The 24544-nt window shown below is 71.1% G+C and carries 17 protein-coding genes; 6 read left to right on the top strand and 11 right to left on the bottom strand.

Annotation, left to right across the window (positions count from 1 at the left end; all coding sequences use genetic code 11):
* Window positions 1-194: 194 nt before the first annotated feature.
* Both ACZ5NW_RS19370 and ACZ5NW_RS19365 read left to right on the top strand, forming a co-directional pair.
* Window positions 195-2558: a type IV secretory system conjugative DNA transfer family protein gene (locus ACZ5NW_RS19370; RefSeq protein ID WP_468745038.1), complete on the top strand. Its 2364-nt coding sequence runs from the start codon at window positions 195-197 to the stop codon at window positions 2556-2558.
* Between the two features lie 105 nt (window positions 2559-2663).
* Entirely contained in the window at window positions 2664-4322 is a 1659-nt protein-coding gene (locus ACZ5NW_RS19365; RefSeq protein WP_468745037.1) for a PucR family transcriptional regulator, read from the top strand.
* Between the two features lie 89 nt (window positions 4323-4411).
* Here the strand turns inward: ACZ5NW_RS19365 and ACZ5NW_RS19360 are convergent, their stop codons facing one another.
* From ACZ5NW_RS19360 to ACZ5NW_RS19330, 7 genes are all read right to left on the bottom strand, one after another.
* Window positions 4412-4876: a bifunctional DNA primase/polymerase gene (locus ACZ5NW_RS19360; RefSeq protein ID WP_468745036.1), complete on the bottom strand. Its 465-nt coding sequence runs from the start codon at window positions 4874-4876 to the stop codon at window positions 4412-4414.
* 116 nt (window positions 4877-4992) lie between these two features.
* Window positions 4993-6420 (bottom strand): NAD(P)/FAD-dependent oxidoreductase, encoded by a 1428-nt coding sequence (locus ACZ5NW_RS19355; protein ID WP_468745035.1) that lies wholly within the window; start codon window positions 6418-6420, stop codon window positions 4993-4995.
* Between the two features lie 36 nt (window positions 6421-6456).
* Complete coding sequence (locus ACZ5NW_RS19350; protein WP_468745034.1) at window positions 6457-7257, bottom strand: ABC transporter permease; 801 nt, start codon at window positions 7255-7257, stop codon at window positions 6457-6459.
* A complete protein-coding gene (locus ACZ5NW_RS19345) occupies window positions 7258-8187 on the bottom strand; it encodes an ABC transporter permease (protein WP_468745033.1) in 930 nt (309 codons plus the stop codon).
* Window positions 8187-9335 carry an ABC transporter ATP-binding protein gene (locus ACZ5NW_RS19340; protein ID WP_468745032.1) on the bottom strand — a complete coding sequence of 383 codons (1149 nt, stop codon included), beginning with the start codon at window positions 9333-9335 and terminating at the stop codon, window positions 8187-8189. The genes ACZ5NW_RS19345 and ACZ5NW_RS19340 overlap by 1 nt, the downstream gene beginning before the upstream one ends.
* 4 nt (window positions 9336-9339) lie before the next feature.
* Window positions 9340-10590 carry a polyamine ABC transporter substrate-binding protein gene (locus ACZ5NW_RS19335; RefSeq protein ID WP_468745031.1) on the bottom strand — a complete coding sequence of 417 codons (1251 nt, stop codon included), beginning with the start codon at window positions 10588-10590 and terminating at the stop codon, window positions 9340-9342.
* 53 nt (window positions 10591-10643) lie between these two features.
* Window positions 10644-12185: a gamma-aminobutyraldehyde dehydrogenase gene (locus ACZ5NW_RS19330; protein ID WP_468745030.1), complete on the bottom strand. Its 1542-nt coding sequence runs from the start codon at window positions 12183-12185 to the stop codon at window positions 10644-10646.
* Window positions 12186-12396: 211 nt separating this feature from the next.
* On the opposite strand from ACZ5NW_RS19330, the gene ACZ5NW_RS19325 reads away from it, so the two are divergent.
* Window positions 12397-12966: an NADAR family protein gene (locus ACZ5NW_RS19325; protein WP_468745029.1), complete on the top strand. Its 570-nt coding sequence runs from the start codon at window positions 12397-12399 to the stop codon at window positions 12964-12966.
* Window positions 12967-13004: 38 nt separating this feature from the next.
* Here ACZ5NW_RS19325 and ACZ5NW_RS19320 read toward each other — a convergent pair whose 3' ends face one another.
* On the bottom strand, window positions 13005-13700 hold the full coding sequence (locus tag ACZ5NW_RS19320) for a DUF4190 domain-containing protein (RefSeq protein ID WP_468745028.1): 696 nt from the start codon (window positions 13698-13700) through the stop codon (window positions 13005-13007).
* A gap of 256 nt (window positions 13701-13956) precedes the next feature.
* Between ACZ5NW_RS19320 and ACZ5NW_RS19315 the strand changes: the two genes are divergently transcribed.
* From ACZ5NW_RS19315 to ACZ5NW_RS19305, 3 genes are all read left to right on the top strand, one after another.
* Window positions 13957-14979, top strand: coding sequence for an adenosine deaminase (locus ACZ5NW_RS19315; protein WP_468745110.1), 1023 nt, complete (start codon window positions 13957-13959; stop codon window positions 14977-14979).
* Window positions 14980-15002: 23 nt separating this feature from the next.
* Window positions 15003-15686 carry a glycerophosphodiester phosphodiesterase gene (locus ACZ5NW_RS19310; RefSeq protein ID WP_468745027.1) on the top strand — a complete coding sequence of 228 codons (684 nt, stop codon included), beginning with the start codon at window positions 15003-15005 and terminating at the stop codon, window positions 15684-15686.
* Between the two features lie 155 nt (window positions 15687-15841).
* A complete protein-coding gene (locus ACZ5NW_RS19305; protein ID WP_468745026.1) occupies window positions 15842-17005 on the top strand; it encodes a serine hydrolase domain-containing protein in 1164 nt (387 codons plus the stop codon).
* Here ACZ5NW_RS19305 and ACZ5NW_RS19300 read toward each other — a convergent pair.
* The 3 genes from ACZ5NW_RS19300 to ACZ5NW_RS19290 form a co-directional block, all read right to left on the bottom strand.
* Window positions 16998-17519: a hypothetical protein gene (locus ACZ5NW_RS19300; protein ID WP_468745025.1), complete on the bottom strand. Its 522-nt coding sequence runs from the start codon at window positions 17517-17519 to the stop codon at window positions 16998-17000. The genes ACZ5NW_RS19305 and ACZ5NW_RS19300 overlap by 8 nt on opposite strands.
* Window positions 17520-17586: 67 nt before the next feature.
* A complete protein-coding gene (locus ACZ5NW_RS19295; protein WP_468745024.1) occupies window positions 17587-17910 on the bottom strand; it encodes a hypothetical protein in 324 nt (107 codons plus the stop codon).
* A gap of 178 nt (window positions 17911-18088) precedes the next feature.
* Window positions 18089-24478: an RHS repeat-associated core domain-containing protein gene (locus ACZ5NW_RS19290; RefSeq protein ID WP_468745023.1), complete on the bottom strand. Its 6390-nt coding sequence runs from the start codon at window positions 24476-24478 to the stop codon at window positions 18089-18091.
* Window positions 24479-24544: the final 66 nt, after the last annotated feature.

Here is a 24544-nt window from a genome sequence, read left to right as displayed (position 1 = left end):
CAGGCTAGGCCGGGGGTGGAGGGGTCGGCATGCTCCATGTGGGCGTTTTCGTGGGCCCCGGTTGTCCGCGATGGACATAGCGCCCCGCACCCCGTCTGGCGCGTCCCCGGCCGCGTACCGGTGAACTCCCCTTGCGGGGGCGTTAGATTGACCGCTGTTGGCGTACGGAACGGCTGGCCAGGGGGCAACACCGGATGGACAGGGACGGCACACAGGACACCCGCGGCACCAGCGACCGCCCGGTGCCCCGACCTGCGGGTCCGCCCGAGATGCCCGCCGTACCCCCGCGTCCGGCCCGGGCGCCCGGCGCCACGGCCGCCGACTGGCTGAACACTCCCCGCCCGTCCGCCCGCCCCGGCATCTGGAGGTTCGGCCATCGGCCGGCGCAGCCCGCGCGGACCGCGGAGCGGCTGGCCCCGGTCACCCTCGTCGGCATCCTGGTCCCGCTGGCGGCCGCGCTGGTGCTCTGGTCGCTGTGGCGGCGCGGCACCCTCCCCTACCAGTTCTCGGTGCTGCGCCTGTTCACCCCCGACGACTGGTGGTGGGGCGGCACCATCGCCTCCCCCCGGACCAATGAGGGCGCCGAGGCCCGGGTGGTCTACGACGGGGTCTTCTTCGGCCTCCTGATCTACACGATGGGCCGCCTCGGCAGCTGGCCGGCCACCCTGCGCCACCTCGTCGGCCGCCGGCCGCAACCCGCCCGCGCGCTACTCGCCGCCCTGGGCGCCCTGATCACGCTGAGCTTCCTCTTCCCGGACGCCTTCCCCGGCGTCGGCTGGAACGCGCTGCCCGTGGTCGACCCGCTGTTCTCCCTGATCGTCCTGATCACCGGCAGCTACGACCTGTTCGCCTCCGTGGTCTTCACCGACTCGCTGTACGCCGTCGTCACCCTGCTCGTGGTCTGGCCGTTCGCCCGCCTCGGCGGCTGGTTGCCGTACGGGAAGGATCTCCTCGCCGCCCGCAGGGCCGGCCCCGCCCCGGCCGCCGCTCCCGCCCGCCCCCGCTCCCAATGGCCCGCCCTCCACGAAGCAGGTCTCCCCGAGGCGGCCGAGGTGCTTGGTGGGGAGGTGCGGGGTGGGCGGATGAATGATGTGGACTGTGCTCGGGTCGAGCGGGCCTTCGGGGTCGCGCGGCGCGCGGGCGGGCTCGCCGCCTTCCGGGACGCCGTGCTGCGGCAGGGCGGCGCCGCCTGGACGCACCCCTCCGGCCAGCGTGACCTCCCCCGCCGCACCGCACGGCACGATCTCCTCGTCGGACAGGTGCGGATCGGACGGTTCGTGGCCGCCGAGCGGACTCCGCCGGCGTATCACGACGCCGGCGCGGCCCTCGGCCCGGACGTGCTCGGCACCTCGCTGCTCGCCGTCGGCCCCTCCGGCTCCGGCAAGACCCGCACCCTCGTCGAGCCGGTGACGGAGGCACTCGCGCTCCAGGCGCTCACCGGCGGCTGCGCGGTCGTCGCCGTCTCCGCCCCCGGCACTCCCCTCGGCTCCGACGACGCCTTCGACGTGATCGTCCGCATCGGCGACCCCGCCTCCGTCCACGACCTCGACCCGTACGCCGAGTCCGACGACCCCGACGAGGCCGCCGCGATCCTCGCCGAGGCGCTGGTCGGCGACCTCGACACGGTCGGCGGGCAGAGCGCGGCGACCGCGCTGGCCCAGCTGCTCGGCCCCCACCGCGCGGTGCACGGCCGCTTCCCGACCCTGCCGGAGCTGCGCGAACTGCTGGAGGGCGAGCGGTCGGCGCTGGACGCGCTGCGCGACGCGCTCGCCGTGCGCGGCGACGACGTGATGCGCCGCGAACTCGACGCGCGGATCCGCCAGACCGGCGCCCCGGGCGACGCGGGCCGCGCGCTGGCCGACCGGCTGGCGCTGCTGAACCGCCCGGTGTTCGCGGACTTCTTCGGCGGTGGCGGCACTGCCCGCCCCTTCTCGCTGCGGGCGATCGCCGACCATCCGCTGCGCGTCCGCGTCGACCTGCCCGAGCGGGGCCACGAGGAGGCCGGCCGGCTGATCACCCGGCTCGTCCTCGCGCAGTTCCACGCCGTCGTGCGGGAGGGCCGGCGTGACCATTTCGCGTGTCTGGTCCTCGACGACGCGACCGGCGCGGTCACCGCCGGTTCGGTGCGCGGCATCCAGCGGCTGCGCTCGCTGAACGCGGGTGTGCTGCTCGCCCTGCGCACCGTGGGCGACGTCCCGGAGGCACTGCACGGGCCGCTGTACGGGGCGGTCGGCTGCCGGATGGCGTTCTCGGGGGTCACCACCTGGGACGGCAGCCGGTTCGCGCAGGCGTGGGGCACGGAGTGGGTGGAGACGACGGAGGTCGCCAAGCACACCGTCTTCGCGGACCAGCCGATGACCCGGGCCATCCACGCGCTGCGCAAGCTGGTGACCGGCAAGGCGGTGACGACGGACGCGGTGACGGTGCGGGAGGTGGAGCGGGAGCGCTGGTCGGCGTCCCAGCTGGCGCACGAGGTGCCGCCGGGGCACGCGGTGCTGTCGCTGACGAGCGTCGAGGGCGAGCACGCTCCGCCGCTGCTGGTGGATCTGCGGGGCTGAACGGGCACAGGGGACCTCTACAGTGAGGCAGAATCGCCATAGGCCGTTCATACGCGACGGCCAAATGATCACCCCTCGTGTTCGAGTCCCCGACCTGAAGGCCCCATGCCGCCCACCCTCGCCTCGCTCGTCCACCATTCCGCGCTCAAGCTGACCGTGCGCGCGGGCGAGGACCGCCTCGACGTGCCCGTGCGCTGGGCGCACGTCAGCGAGCTGGCCGACCCCGTGCCGTACATGGAGGGCGGGGAGCTGCTGCTGATCACCGCGCTGAAGCTGGACGCGGAGGACCCCGAGGCGATGCGGCGCTATGTCCGCCGCCTGGTCGGCGCCGGGGTGGTCGGGCTCGGCTTCGCCGTGGGCGTGAACTACGACGAGATCCCCGGCGCGCTGGTCGACGCGGCCGAGCAGGAGGGACTGCCGCTGCTGGAGGTGCCGCGCCGCACGCCGTTCCTGGCGATCAGCAAGGCCGTCTCCGCGGCGATCGCCGCCGACCAGTACCGCGCGGTCACGGCCGGGTTCGCGGCCCAGCGCGAGCTGACCCGGCAGGCGCTGACGTCCGGCCCGGAGGGGCTGCTCGCCGCGCTCGCCGCGCAGGTCGACGGCTGGGCGGCGCTCTACGACGCCTCGGGCGCCGTCGTCGCCACGGCACCGGAGTGGGCGGGCCGGCGGGCGGCGCGGCTGACGGCCGAGGTGGAGCGGCTGCGGGAACGGCCGGCGCCCGCGTCGGCGGTGGTCGGCGGCGCGGCGGACGCCGAGCACGACGACCGGGTGGAGCTGCATTCGCTGGGCACGGGCCGTCGTCCGCGCGCCGCGCTGGCCGTGGGCACGGCGGCCGCCCTCGGCACGGCCGAGCGGTACGCGGTCCACTCGGCGATCGCCCTGCTGACCCTGACGACGGAACGCTCCCGCTCGCTGCACGCGGCCGAGCAGCGGGTGGGCACGGCGGTGCTGCGCATGCTGCTGGCGGGCGAGCCGGACCACGCGCGGGCGGTGGCCGGGGATCTGTACGGCGAGCTGCTGGACGCCCCGTTCCGGATCATCGTCGCGGAGTCGGGCCCGGCGCGGGCCGGGTCGGCGCCGGGCGGCGGGACCCACCCGCGTACGGCCCCGGCGGAACCGCACGAGAGCCGGTCCCCGGGTGCCGTGCTGGACGCCGTGGTGGAGGTGGTCGAGTCGGCCGCCGCGCGTTCCGGCGAGGCGGTGCTGGTCGTGCCGGAGGGCGAGCGGCTGGTCGTGCTCGCGGCGGACGAGGGCGCGGCGGTGGCCGCGTGCGCCGAATACGCCGCGGCGCTGGAGGCCGCGCGGGCGTCGGGCGCCGTGCGGGAGGCGGCCGAGGACGCCGAACTGATCGTGGGGCTGTCGGCGCCGGCCGGTCCGATCGCGGCGGCGACCGCGTACAAGCAGGCCGATCAGGCGCTGTCGGTGGCCCGGCGGCGGGGCCGGGTGTGTGTGGAGCACGAGCAGCTGGCGGCGGGCTCGGTGCTGCCCCTGCTGGCGGACGACGCGGTGAAGGCGTTCGCGGACGGGCTGCTGCGCGCCCTGCACGAGCACGACGCGACGGGCCGCGGGGATCTCGTGGCGTCGCTGCGGGCCTGGCTGTCGCGGCACGGCCAGTGGGACGCCGCGGCCGCGGACCTGGGCGTCCACCGCCACACCCTGCGCTACCGGATGCGCCGCGTGGAGGAGATCCTGGGCCGCTCGCTGGACGACCCGGACGTGCGGATGGAGCTGTGGCTGGCGCTGAAGGCGACGGCGCCGGAGTGACGTCCCGCGCCGGCCGCACGGACGGCCGGCGTGAGCGGAGGCGGGTGCCGGGGCCCCGGCCAGGTCGGTGGTCGGGGCGAGGGGGTGCCCTAGGACTGGCCCTGGTCGGTGCTTCCGTCCGCCAGGCCCGCCGCCGCCTCGTGCAGGGCCAGTTCGAGCAGTGCCGGGTCGGTGAGGGTGCCGGAGCCGTCCGGCGCGACGAGCCAGCGGACGCCGCCGCCGGCCCGGCCCGGGTACGGCACGACGATCCAGGTGCCGGCGCCGGCGGTGCGGATTCCGGTGCCGACCCAGCGCGCGGCGGTCCCGGGCGGTACGAAGAAGCCCATCCGGTCGTCCCCGAAGTCGACCAGGACCGGCCCGGGCCGGTCGAGGATCCGGGTCAGCACGTCGAGGGTGGGATGGCCGAGGTCGCCCGGCAGGATCAGGACGTCCCAGGCCTTGCCGGCGGGGAGGAGCGCGACCCCCAGGGGGTTGCGCTCCCACTCCCAGCGGCAGGCCTCGGGATCCGGTGCGACGGATGCCAGCCATTCGACCGCCGTCTTCGCCCCTGTCATGAGAAGACCTCCCTCTTTCTGTCGTGGACGCGGTCGCGTCACGCAGGGAAGAGGGAGGTCGCCCGGCGGGCATTACGCGGGTTCGCCGCACTTTTTGACGGTGACCCGAGTCACCGTCAGCTGTCGAAGCCCAGGCCCAGCCGGTCCATGGTCCGCAGCCACAGGTTGCGCCGCCCGGCGTGCGCGTCGGCGCGGGCCAGCGACCACTTGGTCAGCGCGATGCCGGTCCACGCGAAGGGTTCGGGCGGGAAGGGCAGCGGCTTGCGGCGGACCATGTCCAGGGAGGTCCGCTCGGTCCGCTCCCCCGCCAGAAGGTCGAGCATCACCTCGGCGCCGAACCGGGTGGCGCCCACTCCGAGCCCGGTATAGCCCGCCGCGTACGCCACCTTGCCGTGATGGGCGGTGCCGAAGAACGCCGAGAAGCGCGAGCAGGTGTCGATGGCCCCGCCCCAGGCGTGGCTGAAGCGCACCCCCTCCAGCTGCGGGAAGCAGGTGAAGAAGTGCCCGGCGAGCTTGGCGTACGTCTCCGGCCGGTCGTCGTACTCGGCGCGCACCCGTCCGCCGTACGGGTAGATCGCGTCGTAGCCGCCCCACAGGATCCGGTTGTCGGCGGACAGCCGGAAGTAGTGGAACTGGTTCGCCGAGTCCCCGAGGCCCTGGCGGTTGTGCCAGCCGATCTCCTTGAGCTGGTCGTCGGTCAGCGGTTCGGTCATCAGCGCGTAGTCGTAGACCGGGACGGTGTACGCGCGCACCCGCTTGACCAGGTTCGGGAAGATGTTCGTGCCGAGCGCCACCTGCCGGGCGCGGACCCGGCCGTACGGGGTGGTGACGGCCATGCCGGCGCCGTACGGCTTCAGGGTGAGCGCCGGTGTGTGCTCGTAGACGCGGACACCGAGCCGGACGCACGCCTGCTTCAGGCCCCAGGCGAGCTTGGCGGGGTGCACCATGGCCACGCCCCGGCGGTCGTACAGGCCGGCCTCGAAGGTCGGGGAGTTGACCTGCTCGCGGACCGCGTCGGCGTCGAGGAACTCGACGCCCTCGGCGAGGCCCTTGCGTTCGAGCTCCTCGTACCAGTCGCGCAGTTCCCACGCCTGGTACGTCTCGGTCGCGACGTCGATCTCGCCGGTGCGTTCGAAGTCGCAGTCGATGCCGTACCGGGCGACGGCCGCCTCGATCTCGTCGAGGTTGCGCTCGCCCAGCTCCTGCAGCCGGTGGATCTCGTCGGGCCAGCGGGCGAGGCCGTTGGGCAGGCCGTGGGTGAGCGAGGCGGCGCAGAAGCCGCCGTTGCGGCCCGAGGCGGCCCAGCCCACCTCGCGCCCCTCCAGAAGGACCACGTCCCGCTGCGGCTCGCGCTCCTTGGCGACGAGCGCGGTCCACAGTCCGCTGTACCCGCCGCCGACGACCAGCAGATCGCAGGTCTCGGGGCCGGTGAGCGCGGGCTCGGGGCGGGGCTTTCCGGGGTCTTCCAGCCAGAACGGCACCGGCTGGGCTTCAGAGAGTGCCTTGGTCCAGTGATTGCCAGAGCTCATGGCGCTTGGGGCCATGATTTCAACTCCCTACAGAGGATTTCCGAAAAGGACTTACGCCTTTTGCTTGTTGCGGCGATTGCCGATGACCATGGAGGTCAATACCAGCAGTACGGCGACCAGGAACATGGCCGTACCGATGACGTTGATCTGAACGGGCGTACCGCGCTGCGCCGAGCCCCAGACGAACATGGGGAAGGTGACGGTCGAACCCGCGTTGAAATTGGTGATGATGAAATCGTCGAAGGAGAGCGCGAAGGCGAGCAGCGCGCCCGCGGCGATTCCGGGGGCCGCGATGGGCAGGGTGACGCGCAGGAAGGTCTGCACCGGGCCCGCGTAGAGGTCCTGTGCCGCCTGCTCCAGCCGCGGGTCCATCGACATCACGCGCGCCTTCACCGCCGTGACGACGAAGCTGAGGCAGAACATGATGTGGGCGATGAGGATCGTCCAGAAGCCGAGCTGCGCGCCCAGGTTGAGGAACAGGGTGAGCAGCGAGGCGGCCATGACGACCTCGGGCATCGCCATCGGCAGGAAGATCAGCGAGTTCACGGCGCCGCGGGCGCGGAAGCGGTAGCGGACGAGCGCGAAGGCGATCATCGTGCCGAGGGCGGTGGCGCCGAGGGTCGCCCAGAAGGCGATCTGGAGGCTGATGGAGAGCGAGCCGCACATGTCGGCGACGCCGCACGGGTCCTTCCAGGCGTCCGTGGAGAACTGCTGCCACTCGTAGTTGAAGCGCCCCCTCGGCTTGTTGAAGGAGAACACCGTGACGACGACGTTGGGCAGCAGCAGATAGGCGAGCGTGACCAGGCCGGCGATGACGACGAGATGGCGCTTGAGCCAGTTGACGAAGGGCATTTAGACCAGATCCTCCGTCCCGGCCCGGCGGATGTAGAAGGTGACCATGAGCAGGATTCCGGCCATCAGGATGAAGGAGAGGGCGGCGGCCGTCGGATAGTCCAGGACGCGCAGGAACTGCGTCTGGATGACATTGCCGATCATGCGGGTGTCGGTGGAGCCGAGGAGTTCGGCGTTGACGTAGTCGCCGGACGCCGGGATGAACGTCAGCAGCGTGCCGGAGACCACGCCCGGCATCGACAGCGGGAAGGTGACCTTGCGGAAGGTCGTCCAGGGCCGCGCGTAGAGGTCGCCGGCGGCCTCGTGCAGCCTGCCGTCGATGCGCTCCAGGGAGGTGTAGAGCGGCAGGATCATGAAGGGCAGGAAGTTGTACGTCAGACCGCAGACCACCGCGAGCGGGGTGGCCAGCACACGGTCGCCGGAGGTCATGCCGAGCCAGCTGGTGACGTCCAGGACGTGCAGCGAGTCCAGGGCGCCGACGACCGGGCCGCCGTCCGCGAGGATCGTCTTCCAGGCGAGCGTGCGGATCAGGAAGCTGGTGAAGAAGGGCGCGATCACCAGGATCATGATCAGGTTGCGCCAGCGGCCCGCGCGGAAGGCGATCAGATAGGCGAGCGGGTAGCCGAGCAGCAGGCACAGGACGGTCGCGGTGCCCGCGTAGAGCACCGAGCGCAGGAATTGCGGCCAGTAGTCGCTCAGGGCGTGCCAGTACGTCGCGAAGTGCCAGGTGACCTTGTAGCCCTGCTCCAGGGAGCCGGTCTGCACGGACGTGGAGGCCTGGTAGACCATCGGCAGCGCGAAGAAGACGATCAGCCAGAGCATGCCGGGCAGCAGCAGCCAGTACGGCGTCCAGCGGCCCCGCTTGCGCGGCGGCTTCTCCTCGGGTGCCGTCGGGGCGAGAGGCGGTGGCGCCTCGGTGAGGGTCGACATCAGGCGGCCGCCTCTTCCTCGGTGCCCGCGTCGATGTCCTGGGCCGCGTCGAGGCCGAAGGTGTGCGCCGGGCTCCAGTGCAGGACGACCTCCGCGCCGGGGACGAGCCGGCCGTCGCGCTCGACGTTCTGGACGTAGACCGCGAACTCGGGGCACACGGGCGTGTCGATGACGTACTGCGTCGAGACACCGATGAAGCTCGCGTCGGCGATCCTGCCGGTGACGCGGTTGCGGCCCTCGGCGATCTCGCCCGCGTCGTCGGCGTGGGTGAGGGAGATCTTCTCGGGGCGCACGCCGACCAGCACCCTGCCGCCGGCCGTGGTGGGCGCGGCGCAGCGGGCCTCGGGCAGGACGAGCTTGCCGCCGCCCGCCTTGAGGACGATGTCGTCGCCGCTCTTGGTGTCGACCTCGGCCTCGATGAGGTTGGAGGTGCCGAGGAAGTTCGCGACGAAGGTCGTCTGCGGGTTCTCGTACAGGTCGGCGGGCGAGCCGAGCTGCTCGACGCGGCCCGCGTTCATCACGGCGACCGTGTCGGCCATGGTCATGGCCTCCTCCTGGTCGTGCGTGACATGTACGAAGGTGATGCCGACCTCGGTCTGGATGCGCTTGAGCTCCAGCTGCATCTGGCGGCGCAGCTTGAGGTCGAGGGCGCCGAGGGGCTCGTCGAGGAGGAGCACCTTGGGGTGGTTGATAAGAGCGCGGGCCACGGCGACACGCTGCTGCTGGCCGCCGGAGAGCTGATGCGGCTTCTTGCGGGCCTGCTCGCCGAGCTGGACGAGCTCCAGCATGTCCTCGACCTGCTTCTTCACGCTCTTGATGCCGCGCCGGCGCAGGCCGAAGGCGACGTTCTCGAAGATGTCGAGGTGCGGGAAGAGGGCGTAGGACTGGAAGACGGTGTTCACCGGGCGCTTGTACGGCGGCAGGGCCGTCACGTTCTGGTCGCCGAGGTGGACGGTGCCCGTGGTGGGCTCCTCCAGGCCGGCGATCATGCGCAGGGTGGTGGTCTTGCCGCAGCCGGAGGCGCCGAGCAGGGCGAAGAAGGAGCCCTGGGGCACGGTCAGGTCGAGCGGCTGGACGGCGGTGAAGGCGCCGTAGGTCTTGCTGATACCGGAGAGGCGGACGTCGCCGCTGTGGTCTGTCGTCGTCATCTCGTCACGCCCCAGTGAGCTTCGCGAACTTCTCTTCGAACGCCGTCTCTTCCTTCGCCGTCAGCGAGCGGAAGGAGCGGGACTTGGCCTGCATGGCCTTGTCGGGGAGGATCAGCGGGTTGTTCGCCGCGTCCTCGTCGATCTTCGCCAGCTCGTCCTTCACACCGTCCACGGGACACACGTAGTTGATGTAGGCGGCGAGCTCGGCGGCCGGCTGCGGCTCGTAGTAGTAGTCGATCAGCCGCTCGGCGTTGGTCTTGTGCCGTGCCTTGTTGGGGATCAGCATGTTGTCGCTGGACGTCATGTAGCCGCTGTCGGGGATGACGAAGTCGACGTCGGGGCTGTCCGCCTTGAGCTGGACGACGTCGCCGGCCCAGGCGATGCAGGCCGCCAGGTCGCCCTTGGTGAGGTCGGCGGTGTAGTCGTTGCCGGTGAAGCGGCGGATCTGGCCGTTGTCGACGCCCTTCTGGAGGCGGGCGATGGCCGCGTCGTAGTCGTCGGCGGTGAAGGTGCCCGGGTCCTTGCCCATGTCGAGCAGGGTCATGCCGATGCTGTCGCGCATCTCGGTGAGGAAGCCGACCTTGCCCTTGAGTTTGCGGTTGTCGAGCAGGTCGGAGACCGACTTCACCTCGACGCCGTCGAGCGCCTTCTTGTTGTAGGCGATGACGGTGGAGATGCCCTGCCAGGGGTACGAGTAGGCGCGCCCCGGGTCCCAGTCGGGGCTGCGGAACTGGCCCGACAGGTTGGCGAAGGCGTGCGGCAGGTGCGACGGGTCGAGCTTCTGCACCCAGCCGAGGCGGATGAGGCGGGCGGCCAGCCAGTCGGTGAGGACGATGATGTCCCGGCCGGTGTCCTGGCCGGCCGCGAGCTGCGGCTTGATCTTGCCGAAGAACTCGTTGTTGTCGTTGATGTCCTCGGTGTACTTGACCTTGATGCCGGTCCGCTTGGTGAACGTGTCGAGCGTCGGGTGGTGTTTCCCGGCGTCGTCGACGTCCATGTACTCGGTCCAGTTGGAGAAGGAGAGGGTCTTCTCCTTGGCCGAGCGGTCGTCGGCGGACGTGCCGCCCTCGGTCTTGCCGGCCGCGGGGATGCCGCAGGCGCTCAGCGCCCCGAGTCCGCCCAGCGTCAGCGCGCCGCCCGTGGAGGCGCGCAGCAGCGACCGGCGGGTCAGGGCCGCCCGGCCGTTGCGGAGGCTGCGCCGCATCGCGGCCACTTGGGCCGGTGACAGGCGGTCGTCGGGCTCGTACTGCTCCATGCGCGTGGTGCCCTTTCGGAGGGTGGGCGGCCGCGGGTCAGGCGGCCGGTCTGCTATCGGTCCCCGAAGACGGTGCGGTGCCAGGGTTTCCGAGCGACCGCGGTGTTGTCGAACATGACGTGCTTGATCTGCGTGTACTCCTCGAACGAGTAGGCGGACATGTCCTTGCCGAAGCCGGACGCGCGGTATCCGCCGTGGGGCATCTCGCTGATGATCGGGATGTGGTCGTTGACCCACACACAGCCCGCCGCGATCTCACGCGTGGCACGGTTCGCCCGGAAGACGTCCCGGGTCCACGCGGAGGCGGCGAGGCCGTAGGGGGTGTCGTTGGCGAGCCGGATGCCCTCGTCGTCGCTGTCGAAGGGCAGGACGACGAGCACGGGACCGAAGATCTCGGACTGGACGACCTCGCTGTCCTGGGCGGCGTCCGCGATCAGGGTGGGGAGATAGTACGCGCCGTCCTTGAGATCGCCCTGGGGGGCCTCGCCGCCGGTCACCACGCGCGCGGAGGAGCGGGCGCGGTCGACGAAGGCGGCGACGCGGTCGCGCTGGACGTGCGAGATGAGCGGGCCGATGTCGGTGCCGTCGGCGAAGGGGTCGCCGACGCGGACGGTCTCCATGAGGGCGGCGGTGCGCTCCACGAAGGCGTCGTAGAGGGGCCGCTGCACGTACGCGCGCGTGGCGGCGGTGCAGTCCTGCCCGGTGTTGATGAGGGAGCCCGCGACCGCGCCGTGGGCGGCGGCTTCCAGGTCGGCGTCGTCGAACACGACGAAGGGGGCCTTGCCGCCGAGCTCCAGGTGGAGGCGCTTGACGGTGGCGGTGGCGATCTCGGCGACCCGCTTGCCGACGGGGGTGGAGCCGGTGAAGGAGGTCATGGCGACGTCGGGGTGCCCGACCAGGTGCTCACCGGCCTCGCGCCCGGTCCCGGTGACGATGTTGACGACCCCGTCGGGGATGCCGGCGTCCGTCGCCGCGAGGGCGAAGAGGAGGGAGGTGAGCGGGGTGAGCTCGGCCGGCTTCAGGACGATGGTGTTGCCCGCGGCGATCGCCGGGAGGATCTTCCAGGCGGCCATCTGGAGGGGGTAGTTCCAGGGCGCGATGGAGCCGACGACGCCGATGGCCTCGCGCCGTACGTACGACGTGTGGTCGCCGGAGTACTCCCCTGCGGACTGGCCCGCCAGATGCCGGGCGGCGCCCGCGAAGAAGGCGGTGTTGTCGATGGTGCCCGGGACGTCGAACTCCCGGGTCAGCTTCAGCGGCTTGCCGCACTGGAGGGACTCGGCGCGGGCGAACTCCTCGGCGCGGTCGGCGAGGACGGCGGCGAAGCGGTGCAGGGCGTCGGAGCGTTCGCCGGGGGTGGCGCCGGACCAGCCCGGGAAGGCGGTCCGGGCGGCGGCGACGGCCGCGTCCACGTCGGCGGTGCCGGCCAGTTCGTAGGTGTGGACGGCCTCACCGGTGGCGGGGTCGATCACCGAGTGGGTACGACCCGAGGTGCCCCGCACGAGCCGTCCGTCGATGTACTGCGCGCCTGCCGCGAGGCGTTCCGGCACGGTACATCGCTCGCGGTTCCGCTTGGCGCTGTCCGGGTTCTGCATGTCGCTCTCCTCCGCCGTCGCCCCGCTGTCCACGGGGGCGGCTGGCGTAGCTCCAGCTCGATTTGAGTGCCGATCCTGACAGAGCAATAGCCCCCCAACAAGTGATTCCGTTGTTGCCTTTTGGTTACGCGACGGAATCTGTAGACCAGGTGTCGAGTCGGCAGGGAAAAGCCGGGACGGTGTGTCAGTGGCGCGTGCCACACTCGCCGGCATGGAGACGAACACGGGGACCATCGATTCTCGGGAGGCCCTGGTCAGGGCGGTCGACGCGGGGGAGAGAATCAAGTATCTGCATTTCTGGGGGCACCGCCCGCGCCCCGACGGCAGCCTGGGCCCGAGCTGTCTGAGCCAGTGGTGGCCGTCACCCTTCGTGGTCGACGACATCGTGTACGCGACGGCCGAGCACTGGATGATGGCGGGCAAGGCGCGGCTCTTCGGGGACGCCGAGGCGGAGCGGAAGGCACTGGCCGCGGACCATCCGTCGCTGGCGAAGAAGGCGGGTCGCCTGGTGCGCGGCTTCGACGAGAGCGTGTGGGAGCGTGAGCGCTTCCGCCTCGTCGTGGAGGGCAGCGTCCACAAGTTCTCCTCCGACCCCGCCCTGCGCGCGTTCCTGCTGGGCACGGACGAGCGGGTGCTGGTGGAGGCCAGCCCGGTGGACCGCGTGTGGGGCATCGGCCTGGCGGCGTCCGACGAGGAGGCCCAGGACCCGAGGCGCTGGAAGGGACCGAACCTGCTGGGCTTCGCGCTGATGGTGGCCCGGGAGCGGCTGCGGGAGGGGTGAGCCGGGGGCCTGCGGTGCGGCCCCCGCGTCGTACACCGTCAGGCCGCGATCACCAGGATCGCCATCCCGATGCCCAGGACGAAGCCCGCGGCGCCGCAGATGATCCCGGCCAGCGCGTAGCCGGGATTGGACGCCTCGCCCCGCTTCACCTTGGCCCGGCCGATGACACCGAAGATCACGGCCAGCACGCCCAGGACGATGGCGAGGGGCCACAGACAGAAGGTGGCGGCCGCGACGATGCCGCACACCAGGGAGGCGATCCCCATGCCGTTGCTCTCGGGCCGCGCCCCGGGCCAGCCGTAGTAGCCGGGCACTCCGGGGCCGACCGGCTGGGCCGGCGGATACCCGTAGCCGGATCCCGGGGACTGGGGCGGCGGATACCCGTAGCCGTACCCGGCCGGATAGCCGTACGGCAGCTGCCCCGGACCGTCCGGCGCTATGGGCGGCGGGGGTACGGCACCGTCCTGGGCGTAGGGCAGGGGGTGCGGCGGGGGGTACGAGCCGAGCGGGGCGGGCGCGGGCGCGGCGACGGGACTCGCCCAGGGACGGGGAGCGCTGTCCGAGGGGGGCGAGGGCTGGGAGGCGTCGGGGAGAGAGGTGACCGTCTCCTGGTGGTGGACGGAGGAGGGCGCCTGGGCCGACGGCTCCACTGCCGTCTCCCCCTTCTCCAGTCGCACCTCAGGCTTCTCCAGCCGTATCTCCGGCACCCCCGGCGTAGACGCGTCCTCGGCCATGCCCACCATCCCCCTTCGTCCTCCGCCTCATGCTAGGGCCCCGTCCCCCGCTCCCCCCGCGCGGCCTACGATGATCCCCGAGTCATCGATCAGCCGATCACCCGCGTCCCGCCCGCCGGACACCGGCCGTCCGGGGCGCCGTCCCGGGGAGGACCCCTTGACCGACCGCACCGACGCTTCCCACGACGTCCCCGCCGCGCAGCCCGCCACGCCCCCCGGCCCCACCACTGCCGCCGCCTCCGCGGCCGGCCGGGACCTGCACGCCTTCATCGCCGGGCTGCCCAAGGCCGAACTGCACGTCCACCACGTCGGCTCCGCCTCCCCGCGGATCGTCTCGGAGCTGGCCGCCCGCCACCCCGACTCCAAGGTCCCCACGGACCCCGAGGCCCTCGCCGACTACTTCACCTTCACGGACTTCGCGCACTTCATCGAGGTGTATCTGTCCGTCGTGGACCTCATCCGCACCCCCGACGACGTACGGCTGCTGACCTACGAGGTGGCCCGGGAGCTGGGCCGGCAGCAGGTCCGCTACGCCGAGCTGACCATCACTCCGTACTCCTCCACCCGGCGCGGCATCGACGCCCGCGCCTTCATGGACGCGATCGAGGACGCCCGCAAGGCGGCGGAGACCGAGTTCGGGACCGTGCTGCGCTGGTGCTTCGACATCCCCGGCGAGGCCGGCCTGGAGTCCGCCGAGGAGACCGTCCGGCTCGCCACCGACGACCGGCTGCGCCCGGAGGGGCTGATCTCCTTCGGTCTCGGCGGACCGGAGATCGGCGTGCCCCGGCCGCAGTTCAAGCCCTACTTCGACCGGGCCATCGCCGCCGGCCTGCGCTCCGTGCCGCACGCCGGGGAGACCACGGGCCCGGAGACGGTGTGGGACGCGCTGACCCACCTCGGCGCCGAGCGCATCGGGCACGGCACCAGCTCCGCGCGGGACGAGAAGCTGCTGGCGCATCTCGCCGAGCGCCGTATCCCGCTGGAGGTGTGCCCGACCTCCAACATCGCCACCCGCGCGGTCCGCACCCTGGACGAGCACCCGATCAAGGACTTCGTCGAGGCCGGCGTCCTGGTCACGGTCAACTCCGACGACCCGCCGATGTTCGGCACCGATCTGAACAACGAGTACGCGGTCGCCGCTCGCCTCCTCCGGCTCGACGAGCGCGGCGTCGCCGACCTCGCCAGGAACGCGGTCGAGGCGTCCTTCCTCGACGGGCCCGGCAAGGCGAGGATCATCGCGGAGATCGACTCGTACACCGCGAACTGGCTGGCTCCCTGAGCGGGTCCCCGCACAATGGGCCCATGCAGACGCTGACTGCCGTGGCTCATCGCGGCGACCCGTACCGCTTCCGCGAGAACACGCTCGACTCGCTGCGTTCCGCGCTCCGCCTGGGCGCGGACGTGGTCGAGGTCGACGTACGGCTCACCAAGGACGGCGTGCCCGTCCTGCTGCACGACGAGACGCTGAAGCGGCTGTGGGAGCGGGACCGGCCGCTGCGGGAGCTGAGCGCCGCCGAGGTGCGCGCTCTGACGGACGGTGCGGTGCCGACGCTGGCGGAGGCGCTGGCGGCGGCCGACGGCGCCCGGCTCATGCTCGATCTGCCGGGCACCCGCGAGGTGCGCACGGCCCGCCGGATCGTGGACGTCGTACGGGAGGCCGGGGCGGCGGACCGCGTGTACTACTGCGCGGACGCCACCGCGATGCTCGCCGTGCGCGGCGCCGACCCGTCCGCCGAGATCGCCCTGACCTGCACCAGCGTGGCGCCTCCGCGTCCCGTCCTGCTCGATGTGGTCCGTCCGCGCTGGCTCAACTACCGCTGGTCGCTGGTGGACCGGGATCTCGCGGCCCGCGTCCACCGCGGCGGCCGTCTGCTGTCCGTGTGGACCCCCGACACCCGCCGCGCCATGCGCCGCCTGATCGACCTGGGCGTCGACTCGATCACCACCAACCGCGTCGACGTCCTCTGCGCCCTGCGCCACGCCTGAGAACCTTAGGGGCTGTCCCCCACAACTCCCCTGCTGTGCGGTCGGATCGCTCGGGGCCGTCTCAGGGACGCATGCCCTCCTCGGCGACGATCCCCCCGGGCTCCCCGGCCCGGAGGATGATCACGAACCCTTCACCGACGCCTCAGGAGTCCCGCATGCGCCTGCCCCGCCGTACGACGGTCCTCGCCGCCTCGCTCGCCCTGCTGACCACCGCCGGCCCGCTGGCCGCCACCGCGACAGCCGCACCCGCGCCGGTCGTCAGGGCCGCGGCGCCGGCGGCCTCGACCGGGCCGGACGCCGAGGCGCTGAGCGCGGCCCTCGCCGGTCTCCCCGACGCCGACGCGACGGCCGCGCTCGTGCGGGTGGGCGGAAGCGACGGCAGGTGGCGCGGCAGCGCGGGCGTGCACGACCTGGTGAGCGGCTCGGCGGCGGACCCGGACGCCCGTTTCCGGGCGGGTTCGACGACGAAGGTGGTGACGGCGGCCGCGGTGCTGCGACTGGCGGCGGAGCACCGGATCGACCTCGGCGCGCCCGTCCAGCACTACCTGCCCGGGCTGCTCGGCGAGGCGTTCGAGCCGGTCACCGTGCGGCAGTTGCTCAACCACACCAGCGGCATCCCGGCCGGTGACGGCTTCGGCGACTCCTTCGAGGACCAGTACGCGCATCGCTACGACACCCTCACCCCGCGGCAGGTCGTGGCGTCGGCGGTGGCGAAGGGACCGGAGTTCCGCCCGGGCACGAAGCAGCACTATCTGAACATCAACTACACGATCCTGGGCCTGCTGATCGAGAAGGTGACCGGGCGGCCGTACGCCGCCGAGGCCACCCGGCTGGTGCTGGCGCCCGCCGGGATGCGGGACACGTACTTCCCCGGCACCGACCCGTGCATCCTGGGCCCGCACAACCACGGCTATCAGGCGGTCGAAAAAGCCGACGGATCCACGGAGTTGGTGGACGTGACCGAGTGGAACCAGGCCGACAGGTTCGCCGCCGGGGACATGATCTCGACGACGGCGGACCTGGAGCGGCTGCTGGTGTCCCTCTTCCGGGGGCGGATCGTGCCCGGACCGCAGCTGCGCGAGATGTTCACGGTCCCCTCGGGCATCGAGGGCGCCACGTACAGCGCGGGGCTCCAGCGGTTCGAGTACGGCGGGACGGTGTACTGGATCAAGTCGGGGGCGCGGTACGGCTACAGCGCGGTGATCGCCGGCACCCGGGATCTGAGCCGCACCCTGGTCTACTCGGTGAACGCGACGGACGCGAAGGGGGAGGCGATGAACCCGGTGGCCCGGCGGATCGCCCTGGCGGCGCTCAAGTAGCGGCCAGAGCGGGGGTGTTCGGGGTCAGGCTCTCCAACAGCTTGATCTTCCGCCGGACGATGTACAGCGGGATCACTCCGAACACCCCGAAGGACATGTCGATCAGGCTCCACCAGAAGGGGATTCCCCGGATCGGCCCGCAGATCAGGGCCAGCGGGATGATCCCGGCGCAGGCGATCATGCCGAACTCGACGACCCAGATGTTGCGGACGGGGTCGCGGTAGGGGCCGTAGAAGGCGACCGCGATGACCAGGTGGGCGAAGGCCAGCCAGTCGGTGCCGTAGAGGAGGAAGGGGTAGTCGGCGTCGGCGGTGTCGATTCCGCGGCGTACGCGCTCGATCCACTCCATGAGCCCGGGGAGGTGGTCGGGCGCGGACAGGGCGCGCAACAGGTCCTCGGTCCAGCGCAGTTCATGGACGAGGGGGAAGGCCGTGGCGCCGCTGAGCACCAGGCAGACGACGAAGACCACGAGCCATGCGCGGATGCCCTGGAGCAGGGCGGTTCTGTCGCTCATGGGAAGAGCGTACGCCTGATTTGAACATGTTCAAAAGCACCCCGGCGGCGGCCTTCGGCGCCGTCTCTCAGAATCCGGGCGTCGGGACGAAGCCCGGCCACCACGGCGGTACGCCGCTGGGGCAGTGATAGGTGTCGGCCTCCCAGAAAAGCGAGAGGGCACACCAGGAAACGGCGAGCATCAGCGCCCCGAGGACCAGGGCGCGCACCAGGGGGCGTTCACCCAGAAACGCGCCGGCGCCCAGCCAGACGAGCATCAGCACGATCCAGAGCGCGGGAATGAACAGCAGCAGGAGAAAAGCGCTGTTGGCCGAATTCACGCCCGCGTCACAGGCGTTCCAGGCCCGGCCCAGAATCATGGCGGTCAGCAGGGCGACGGCCAGCACGACCACCGAGCCGAGACACCCGTGAAGCCGTCGTCGGCCGCTCGTGCGCCCGCTCGGCTCCTCGACCGAATCAAGAACCACAGGACATCCTCCTGATCGCCACTCTACTCATTCTCCGGATATTCCCCGAAGGGGCCCGATCCGTTCCCCGCGGAACGCATCGGGCCCCTGAAGGGATATCGCCTTACTTCTTCTTCACCTGGTCGACTCCCTTCGAGTACATCTTCTCGACCGTGTCGACGACCGCGGCGTGGAACTGTTCCCTGGTGAGGTCGAGGCCGTACTTGTCGAAGAGGTCGACGCCGGCCTGCATCGTCATGTGGTCACCCTGGTCGTCCTGTCCGACCAGGAGAGGATCGGCGACCGTGGCTCCGTCGATGAGCGTCTTGGCGTCGAATCCCGCGGCCCGGCCCACATATCCGTAGTGGATGTTCGACCACATGTCGTAGAAGACCTTGTAGTCGGTCCCCGGAACGTCGATGAAGTAGCCGTTCTTGTCGAGGTCGAACTTCTTGGCCAGCTTGGGCTTGTGGTCCCAGTCGCAGATCTTGGGGCAGACCTTGCCGGCCCACATGGCCAGCGCGGCGGTCGTGTCACGGCCCATGTCCCGGCCGGCCAGTCCGTCGTACCACTTCCACGGACGCAGCAGCCCCTGGATTCCCTTCACCGCGTCGGACCGGGAGTTGTTGTGCAGTTCGTCGAACATGTAGCTCTCCATGTCGTTGAACCGCTTCTCCCCTTCCTTGAGAGCGGGCTTGGGGTCGGGACCCTCCTTGTAGACGGCCTTCGCGGAGATCTTGCCGCCGTCGTTCTTCACGGTGACGGTGATGACTCCGCCGTATCCGCCGAAGTACACGGGCAGGTCATAGGTCTTCGTGGAGTGGTAGACCCACTTACCGCCCGAACCCATCGTCATGTAGTCGTGGTACGTGCCTCCATGGCCGTCGCTGCACCCGCGCTCGCAGTCCGTGATCGGCCGCAGGCCGCTGGGGTCGGACTTGGTGACGGGGGTGTTGTTGGAGTAGGCGTAGCCGTTGAGGGACTCGTGGTCGTCGGGGGCGAGGACGGGGTCGAGGGACAGGAAGCGTCCGGTGGCCGGGTCGTACTCGCGGGCGCCGACGTGGGTGAGTCCGGTGTCCGTGTCGGTGGGCTTGCCGAGGAAGCCCTTGTCGTCGGGCCACACCGAGGGGGTCGTGCCGCGGGCCTCACCGAAGGGCTTGGTGTAGCGGCGGGTGACGGCCTGGGTGGTGGCGTCGACCGACATCGAGGCGGTGCCGTGGTGGTCGTCGACCAGCCAGGACAGGCCGGTCTCGGTGCGCACCGCGGTGGCGTCGCCGGACGGGTAGTAGCGCTGGCCGGTGAACTTGCCCGAGGCCGCGTCGTAGTGCAGTTCCTGACCGGCCAGGTAGAGGACGGTCTGCGCGGGGCCGCGGCGGATCAGGAGGTCGCCGTTGGCGTCGTTGAGGTAGTCGGTGGTCTTGGTGCCCTCGGTGAGGCGGGCCAGTTCTCCTTCGATGTCCCACAGGAGGCTCTGGGCCGTCCCGGAGGGGCTGTAGCGCTGGGTGGTGTCGCCGTGCTCGTCGTAGGTGTACGACTTGGCGGTGCCGCCGTTGACGGCGACCGAGGTCAGGGTGTGCGGCTGGCCGGTGCCGTCGGCCTTCAGGGCCGGGTAGCCGTAGGCGGTCGTGGTGTCACCGGCCGCCTTGTGCTCGACCTGGGTGTCGCGCAGGCCGCCGGTCTTGTAGGTCCAGCTGTTCCAGTACGGGGCCGGGCCGCCGAGCGCGCTCGTCGAGCGGGCGGTGGCGCAGTCGTTGGAGGACGGGGTCCAGGCCTCGGTCAGACGGCGGTAGCCGTCGTAGGCGAAGCACTGGGTGTCCTTGCCGTTCGCGTTGTCGGTGACCGAGGTGACGTTGCCGGTGGCGTCGTAGACGTAGTCGACGTCGCTGGTGTAGCCGGCGTTGGTCTGGTCGACGGTGTGGGAGTTGGACAGGCGTCGGGTGCCGTCCTCGTAGCGGTTGAGGATCTGGAGCTGCTTGGCTCCGGTGGAGGTGCCCAGGCGGGTCTCCTCGATCTCGCCGTACGGGGAGTAGCCGATGTTCTGGACGTAGTCGGTCATGCCGTCGGTGCCGGTGAGCAGGCCGAGGCCGTTGTAGCTGTTGACGACGGTCTCGGCGGGCAGTCCGGCCACCGCGGGCATCGAGGTCGACTGGAGCGTGCCGTCGATGTTGTACGCCATGGACGTGATGTACGTCTGCGGCGCGCCCGCGACGACGAGCGGGTCGGTCGCGGCGATGACGGTCTTGGTGCCCTTGGGGCGGCTGAGCACGTCATAGCCGGTGACGACCTGCGAGTAGATCTTGCCGGTGGTGCCGCCGACGTACCGGATCGAGGCGGTCGGCTGTCCCTTGGCCAGGGTGTCGAAGGTGAACTTGGTCAGCTGGTGGGCGGTGTCCTGCACGCCGTCCCAGGTGCCGATCTTGCGCCCGAGCTCGTCGTAGTCGGTGATCAGGGTGCGGGAGGCGCCGTTGAGCGTGGTGGTGACCGTCACCGGCTGGTCGGCGTCGTTGTAGGTGGTGTCGGTGCGGCCCTTGTCGGGGTCGACGGCCCATTCCTGGCGTCCGCGCAGGTCGTAGCCGTACGTCCAGACCGCACCGTCGGGTCCGGTCATCTTCTTGACCTGGCCGCCGGGGCTGTACTCGAACAGGGTGCGCGTGTAGGCGGTGCCGGTCGGGACCGGGCCGCCGTACTCACGGCGCTCGACGGTCCGGCCGCGGGCGTCGGTGATCGTCAGCGTGCCGGTGCCGCCCGCCGCCGCGGTGACCGCGGTGCGGTCGCCCTGGTGGTCGGTCTTGGTGCGCCACTTCTCCTGGTCGTAGACCCGGAAGATGGACTCGGTGGCGCGGCCCGCGGCGTCGAAGACCGTCTCGGTGGAGGCGGGCACGGAGCCGGGGAAGGTGTTGGCGAGGGTGCCCGAGGGGGCGAGGTTGTCGTGGACCTGGGTGTTGGACATGAACGCCAGGCCGCGGTCGTCGTACAGGGTCTCGGAGATCACCCGGCCGCCGTTCGGCGCGGGGACCTGCTTCTGCCGGGAGCGCAGCAGGCCGTCGAAGATCTCGTAGGAGCTGTTGTAGGTCTGTCCGTCCGCCTTGAGGGCGTCGGTGCGGACCCAGGTCTCCTTGTCATTGTTGACGCTGTAGGCGTAGACGATGCTCGCGGCGTCGTTGAGGGCGCGCGAACGGTCGGGCTTCCAGACCGACTTCAGGCGGCCGAGCGCGTCGAAGGCCCACTCGGTGATGTTGCCGTTGGCGTCGGTGGACTTGGTGACCGAGCCCCACGCCGGGTCCACCTCGGCGACGGTGGTGTAGAGCTTGGGGTCGGTGGTGGTCTTCGACGTCAGCGGGCCGTAGCCGGTGTCGTCGGGGACGTAGGTGGTCTTGACCGTGCGGTTGAGGGCGTTGGTCGCGGTGAGCGGGCGGCCCAGCTTGTCGTAGGTGGAGCTGGAGACCTGCTGGTAGACGGGCGTCTTGTCCACCGGGTTGTAGCTCGCCACCCGGTAGGAGGCGGTGGTGTCGCCCTTGGTGGGCGCGACGCCGACGGCCTGCTGGTCGAAGGCGGTGGTGACGTCGGAGATCACGTCGTCGGGGAGCGCCGGGACGGCCGTGCAGGTGGTGGCGTAGGTCTCCACCCGGGAGGCGAGGGAGACGATCCAGGCGGAGGTGTTGCGGGCGTAGCTCTTGCGCGTGCAGGTCTCGTCACCGGTCTTGGCGGCGTCGCCGCTGTCCTCCACGGTGAGCGGCATGCCGTAGGTGGTGTCGTACGTGGTCTTCTGCGTGACCGTGCGGCTGCCGGTGGCGGTCTTGGTGCGGGTGTCGACCTGGCCCGGCTGGACGATCCAGCCCTCGGTGGTGCCCCAGCTGTAGGTGTGGCTACCGGTCTTGTAGGACCACGGCGTGTTGATGGTGCCGCTGACCTCGTCGGCGCCGTTGTAGACGATCGTCTCGCGCACGAAGCCGGCGTACTGGCGGGAGTCGTCGATCGCGGTGCCGGTGGAGTCGGTGACCTTCTCCACGCGGGCGGTGCCGTCGAGTTCCTTCTCGCCGTTCAGACCGCGCATGAACAGGGTCGACTTCTTGGAGCGCGGGCCCTCGGAGTCGCCGGAGGTCTCCACGACCTTGCCGTAGCCGCGCCACTGCGACCAGGTGCGGTTGGACGCCTTGGTCAGGCCCTCGTCGTCCGCGTACGCCCAGCCGGCGCCGCCCTGGTAGTCGTAGTACTTCTCCATGGTGTCGTTGTGGCCGTACGGGTCGTCCTGGAAGACCGAGGTGACCACGTACTTGTGGAACCAGTCGAGGACCGGGTCGGCGCCGGACTGCGACCACTTCACCGGGAAGCACCGGCGGGAGTTCTTGTCCACGGCCGACGGCATGCTGGAGCCCCAGATGCAGTCCGGGTCGGAGTAGTTGACGGTGATCGTCGAACCGGTCTCGGACTTGATGGTGCGCACCCGCCACTTGATGTAGCGCAGGGTGTCCGGGCCGCTGCCCTCGACGTGGTTGGACATCTGGACGCCGCCGAAGACGATCGCCGGCATGGCGGCCGTGGTGGTGTTGGCCTTGCCGGTGTTCTGGATGGACTTCAGCCACAGGCTCGCCGAGGAGGCGTCACCGGTGTCGGGGAAGCTCTGGTCCAGGTGCCAGGTGTCCACGTCCCGCTGGGTGGTGCCGCTGCCGGTCCACACCGAGGTGGTGATGTCGGTCAGGCGCTTGCGGGTGAAGAAGGACGGGCCGATCTGGGTGGTGCACTTGGTGCCCGACGCGCAGATCATGTCGTACGGCACGTCCGGCCAGTTGGCCTTGGTGGACTCCGTCAGGCTGGTGCACGAGGACAGGCAGCGCTCGGCGTAGGTGAAACGGACCTGCTGGGCGGCGGGCTTGCTGTAGATCAGGTCGCTGCGCAGGCCGTAGTCGATGCGGTTGAGGTAGCCGCCGCGGGTGTAGCTGGTGCCGTTGACGGCGGTGTCGGCGTTCTTGGAGTAGTAGTTCGTCTCCTTGCTGTACCAGTACGTGGAGGCGTTGCCGTGGGTGTCCACGACGTAGTCCAGGTTCCAGCGCCACGCCTGGTAGCAGGAGGAGTCCGCGAAACCGGTCGACTTGTAGCAGGGCTCACCCGCGTCGTCGCCGAACACCGGGACCGTCCACACGGAGTTGGTGACCGGGTCGTCGTCGGAGGTGTCCGTGGTTCCCTTGTCGCTCCAGCCGGGCAGCCGGTGCTTGCCGAAGAAGTACTGGATACCGTCGGGGCCGGTCACCTTCCAGTACTCGGTGTTGTCGTCGCCGTTGCCGGTGGCGCCGGTGAGGTGCTCGACGCGGGTGCCGTCCTCGTTCTTCACCTTCCACGAGCCGCCGGACGCCTGGGACAGCGCGGCGGTGTCACAGGCCGCCTTGTCGGCGCAGGCGTTGACGAGCTCGACGGCCTTGCCGTTGAGGACGAGGGTGGCGTTGGCGTACTTCCAGCACTGGTCGCCCTTGCCGGACTGGCCGTCGTCCTTGCAGGAGGCGTACTTGCGCTCGATGTAGGACTCCGTGATGGAGAAGCCCTCACCGATCACCGAGGTCTGGTTGTTCTCCCCCGCGGTACGGCCGTCCACCGAGCCGGAGTCGTAGGAGATGGACAGGTTCGGGGCCGGTCCCGCCGTCGCCGGGGGAACGCGCAGCGGGTAGTTCCAGGTGAAGTCACCTGTACTGCCGCCGCTCTCCCAGGTCGCGGTCGGGGACAGCGGGGTGGCGCTGTAGTCGCTGCCGCCGCCGCTGCCCGAGCCGTCAGTGGCCGCCGCGAGCAGCATCGCGGTGCGGGGGGCGACGGTGCCCGTGACGGTCTGGGACGCGGCGTCGTTGCGCGCGCCCGGCACCGGGGTCCGGGTGCGGCAGGACGCCTTCTGCGGGGTGGTCAGCGCGCACGCCGGGAGGGTGACCAGGCGCAGCCGGGGGCCGAAGTCGCCGCCGGAGGCGTCCTTGAAGGAGGCGTAGCTCAGGGAGACCCGGAGCTTGTCGGTGTCGCCGGCGGACGCGGGGGCGACGCTGAGCAGGACGCCGTTGACGCCCGCCTTCTTCGCGGCCGCCTGGGAGTGGACGTCCAGCGTGACCTTGTCGGCCGGGCCGGAGACCTTGGTCCTGCTCTTCAGCGCTGCGGCGGGCACCTGGGCGAGCTTCACGCCGAGGCCGCCGACGGTGACCGAGGCACCGCCGGCCGCCGGGACGTCGGCGGTCGCCTTCGCGGGCGTCGGCCAGGCGGCCTTCCTCAGCCGCTCACGGGTCCGCTGCGCGGCCGGGGCCGCCTTGTCCTGGGGGGCCTTGGACGTGCCGGGCTTGAGCACGCCCACCTTGTCGATCTTCGCGTGGGGCCGGTCCTCCAGCGGCTTGCGGGCCGCGGAGGTCTGGGCCTGCGCGGCGAAGCCGGAGAGCGAGGGGACGACGACCTGCGGCAGCAGGGCGAGGGAGACGACGAGTCCGCCGCGGCCGAGCCAGCGGCGTACGGCCGCCCCTGGCGGGCGTGGGCGGAACAGTGGTGAGGACACGGTGATTTCCCCGTTCTCGTTGAGGGGGCTGATGGCGCTCGGGCGCGTTCGATGCCCGCCGCGCCG

It is taken from the genome of Streptomyces sp. NPDC032126, assembly GCF_055580085.1.
Note: the sequence above shows the minus strand (reverse complement) of the source record. Positions and strands in the feature narration are given on the sequence as shown.

Bases quoted from the DNA above. Each gene is read 5' to 3' on its own strand.
- ACZ5NW_RS19305 (WP_468745026.1), top strand. From the start codon at position 15,842: ATGCGCCTGCCCCGCCGTACGACGGTCCTCGCCGCCTCGCTCGCCCTG.
- ACZ5NW_RS19355 (WP_468745035.1), bottom strand. From the start codon at position 6,420: ATGGCCCCAAGCGCCATGAGCTCTGGCAATCACTGGACCAAGGCACTC.
- ACZ5NW_RS19310 (WP_468745027.1), top strand. From the start codon at position 15,003: ATGCAGACGCTGACTGCCGTGGCTCATCGCGGCGACCCGTACCGCTTC.
- ACZ5NW_RS19300 (WP_468745025.1), bottom strand. From the start codon at position 17,519: ATGAGCGACAGAACCGCCCTGCTCCAGGGCATCCGCGCATGGCTCGTG.
- ACZ5NW_RS19360 (WP_468745036.1), bottom strand. From the start codon at position 4,876: ATGACAGGGGCGAAGACGGCGGTCGAATGGCTGGCATCCGTCGCACCG.
- ACZ5NW_RS19330 (WP_468745030.1), bottom strand. From the start codon at position 12,185: ATGCAGAACCCGGACAGCGCCAAGCGGAACCGCGAGCGATGTACCGTG.
- ACZ5NW_RS19370 (WP_468745038.1), top strand. From the start codon at position 195: ATGGACAGGGACGGCACACAGGACACCCGCGGCACCAGCGACCGCCCG.
- ACZ5NW_RS19345 (WP_468745033.1), bottom strand. From the start codon at position 8,187: ATGTCGACCCTCACCGAGGCGCCACCGCCTCTCGCCCCGACGGCACCC.
- ACZ5NW_RS19365 (WP_468745037.1), top strand. From the start codon at position 2,664: ATGCCGCCCACCCTCGCCTCGCTCGTCCACCATTCCGCGCTCAAGCTG.
- ACZ5NW_RS19320 (WP_468745028.1), bottom strand. From the start codon at position 13,700: ATGGCCGAGGACGCGTCTACGCCGGGGGTGCCGGAGATACGGCTGGAG.
- ACZ5NW_RS19340 (WP_468745032.1), bottom strand. From the start codon at position 9,335: ATGACGACGACAGACCACAGCGGCGACGTCCGCCTCTCCGGTATCAGC.
- ACZ5NW_RS19325 (WP_468745029.1), top strand. From the start codon at position 12,397: ATGGAGACGAACACGGGGACCATCGATTCTCGGGAGGCCCTGGTCAGG.
- ACZ5NW_RS19335 (WP_468745031.1), bottom strand. From the start codon at position 10,590: ATGGAGCAGTACGAGCCCGACGACCGCCTGTCACCGGCCCAAGTGGCC.
- ACZ5NW_RS19350 (WP_468745034.1), bottom strand. From the start codon at position 7,257: ATGCCCTTCGTCAACTGGCTCAAGCGCCATCTCGTCGTCATCGCCGGC.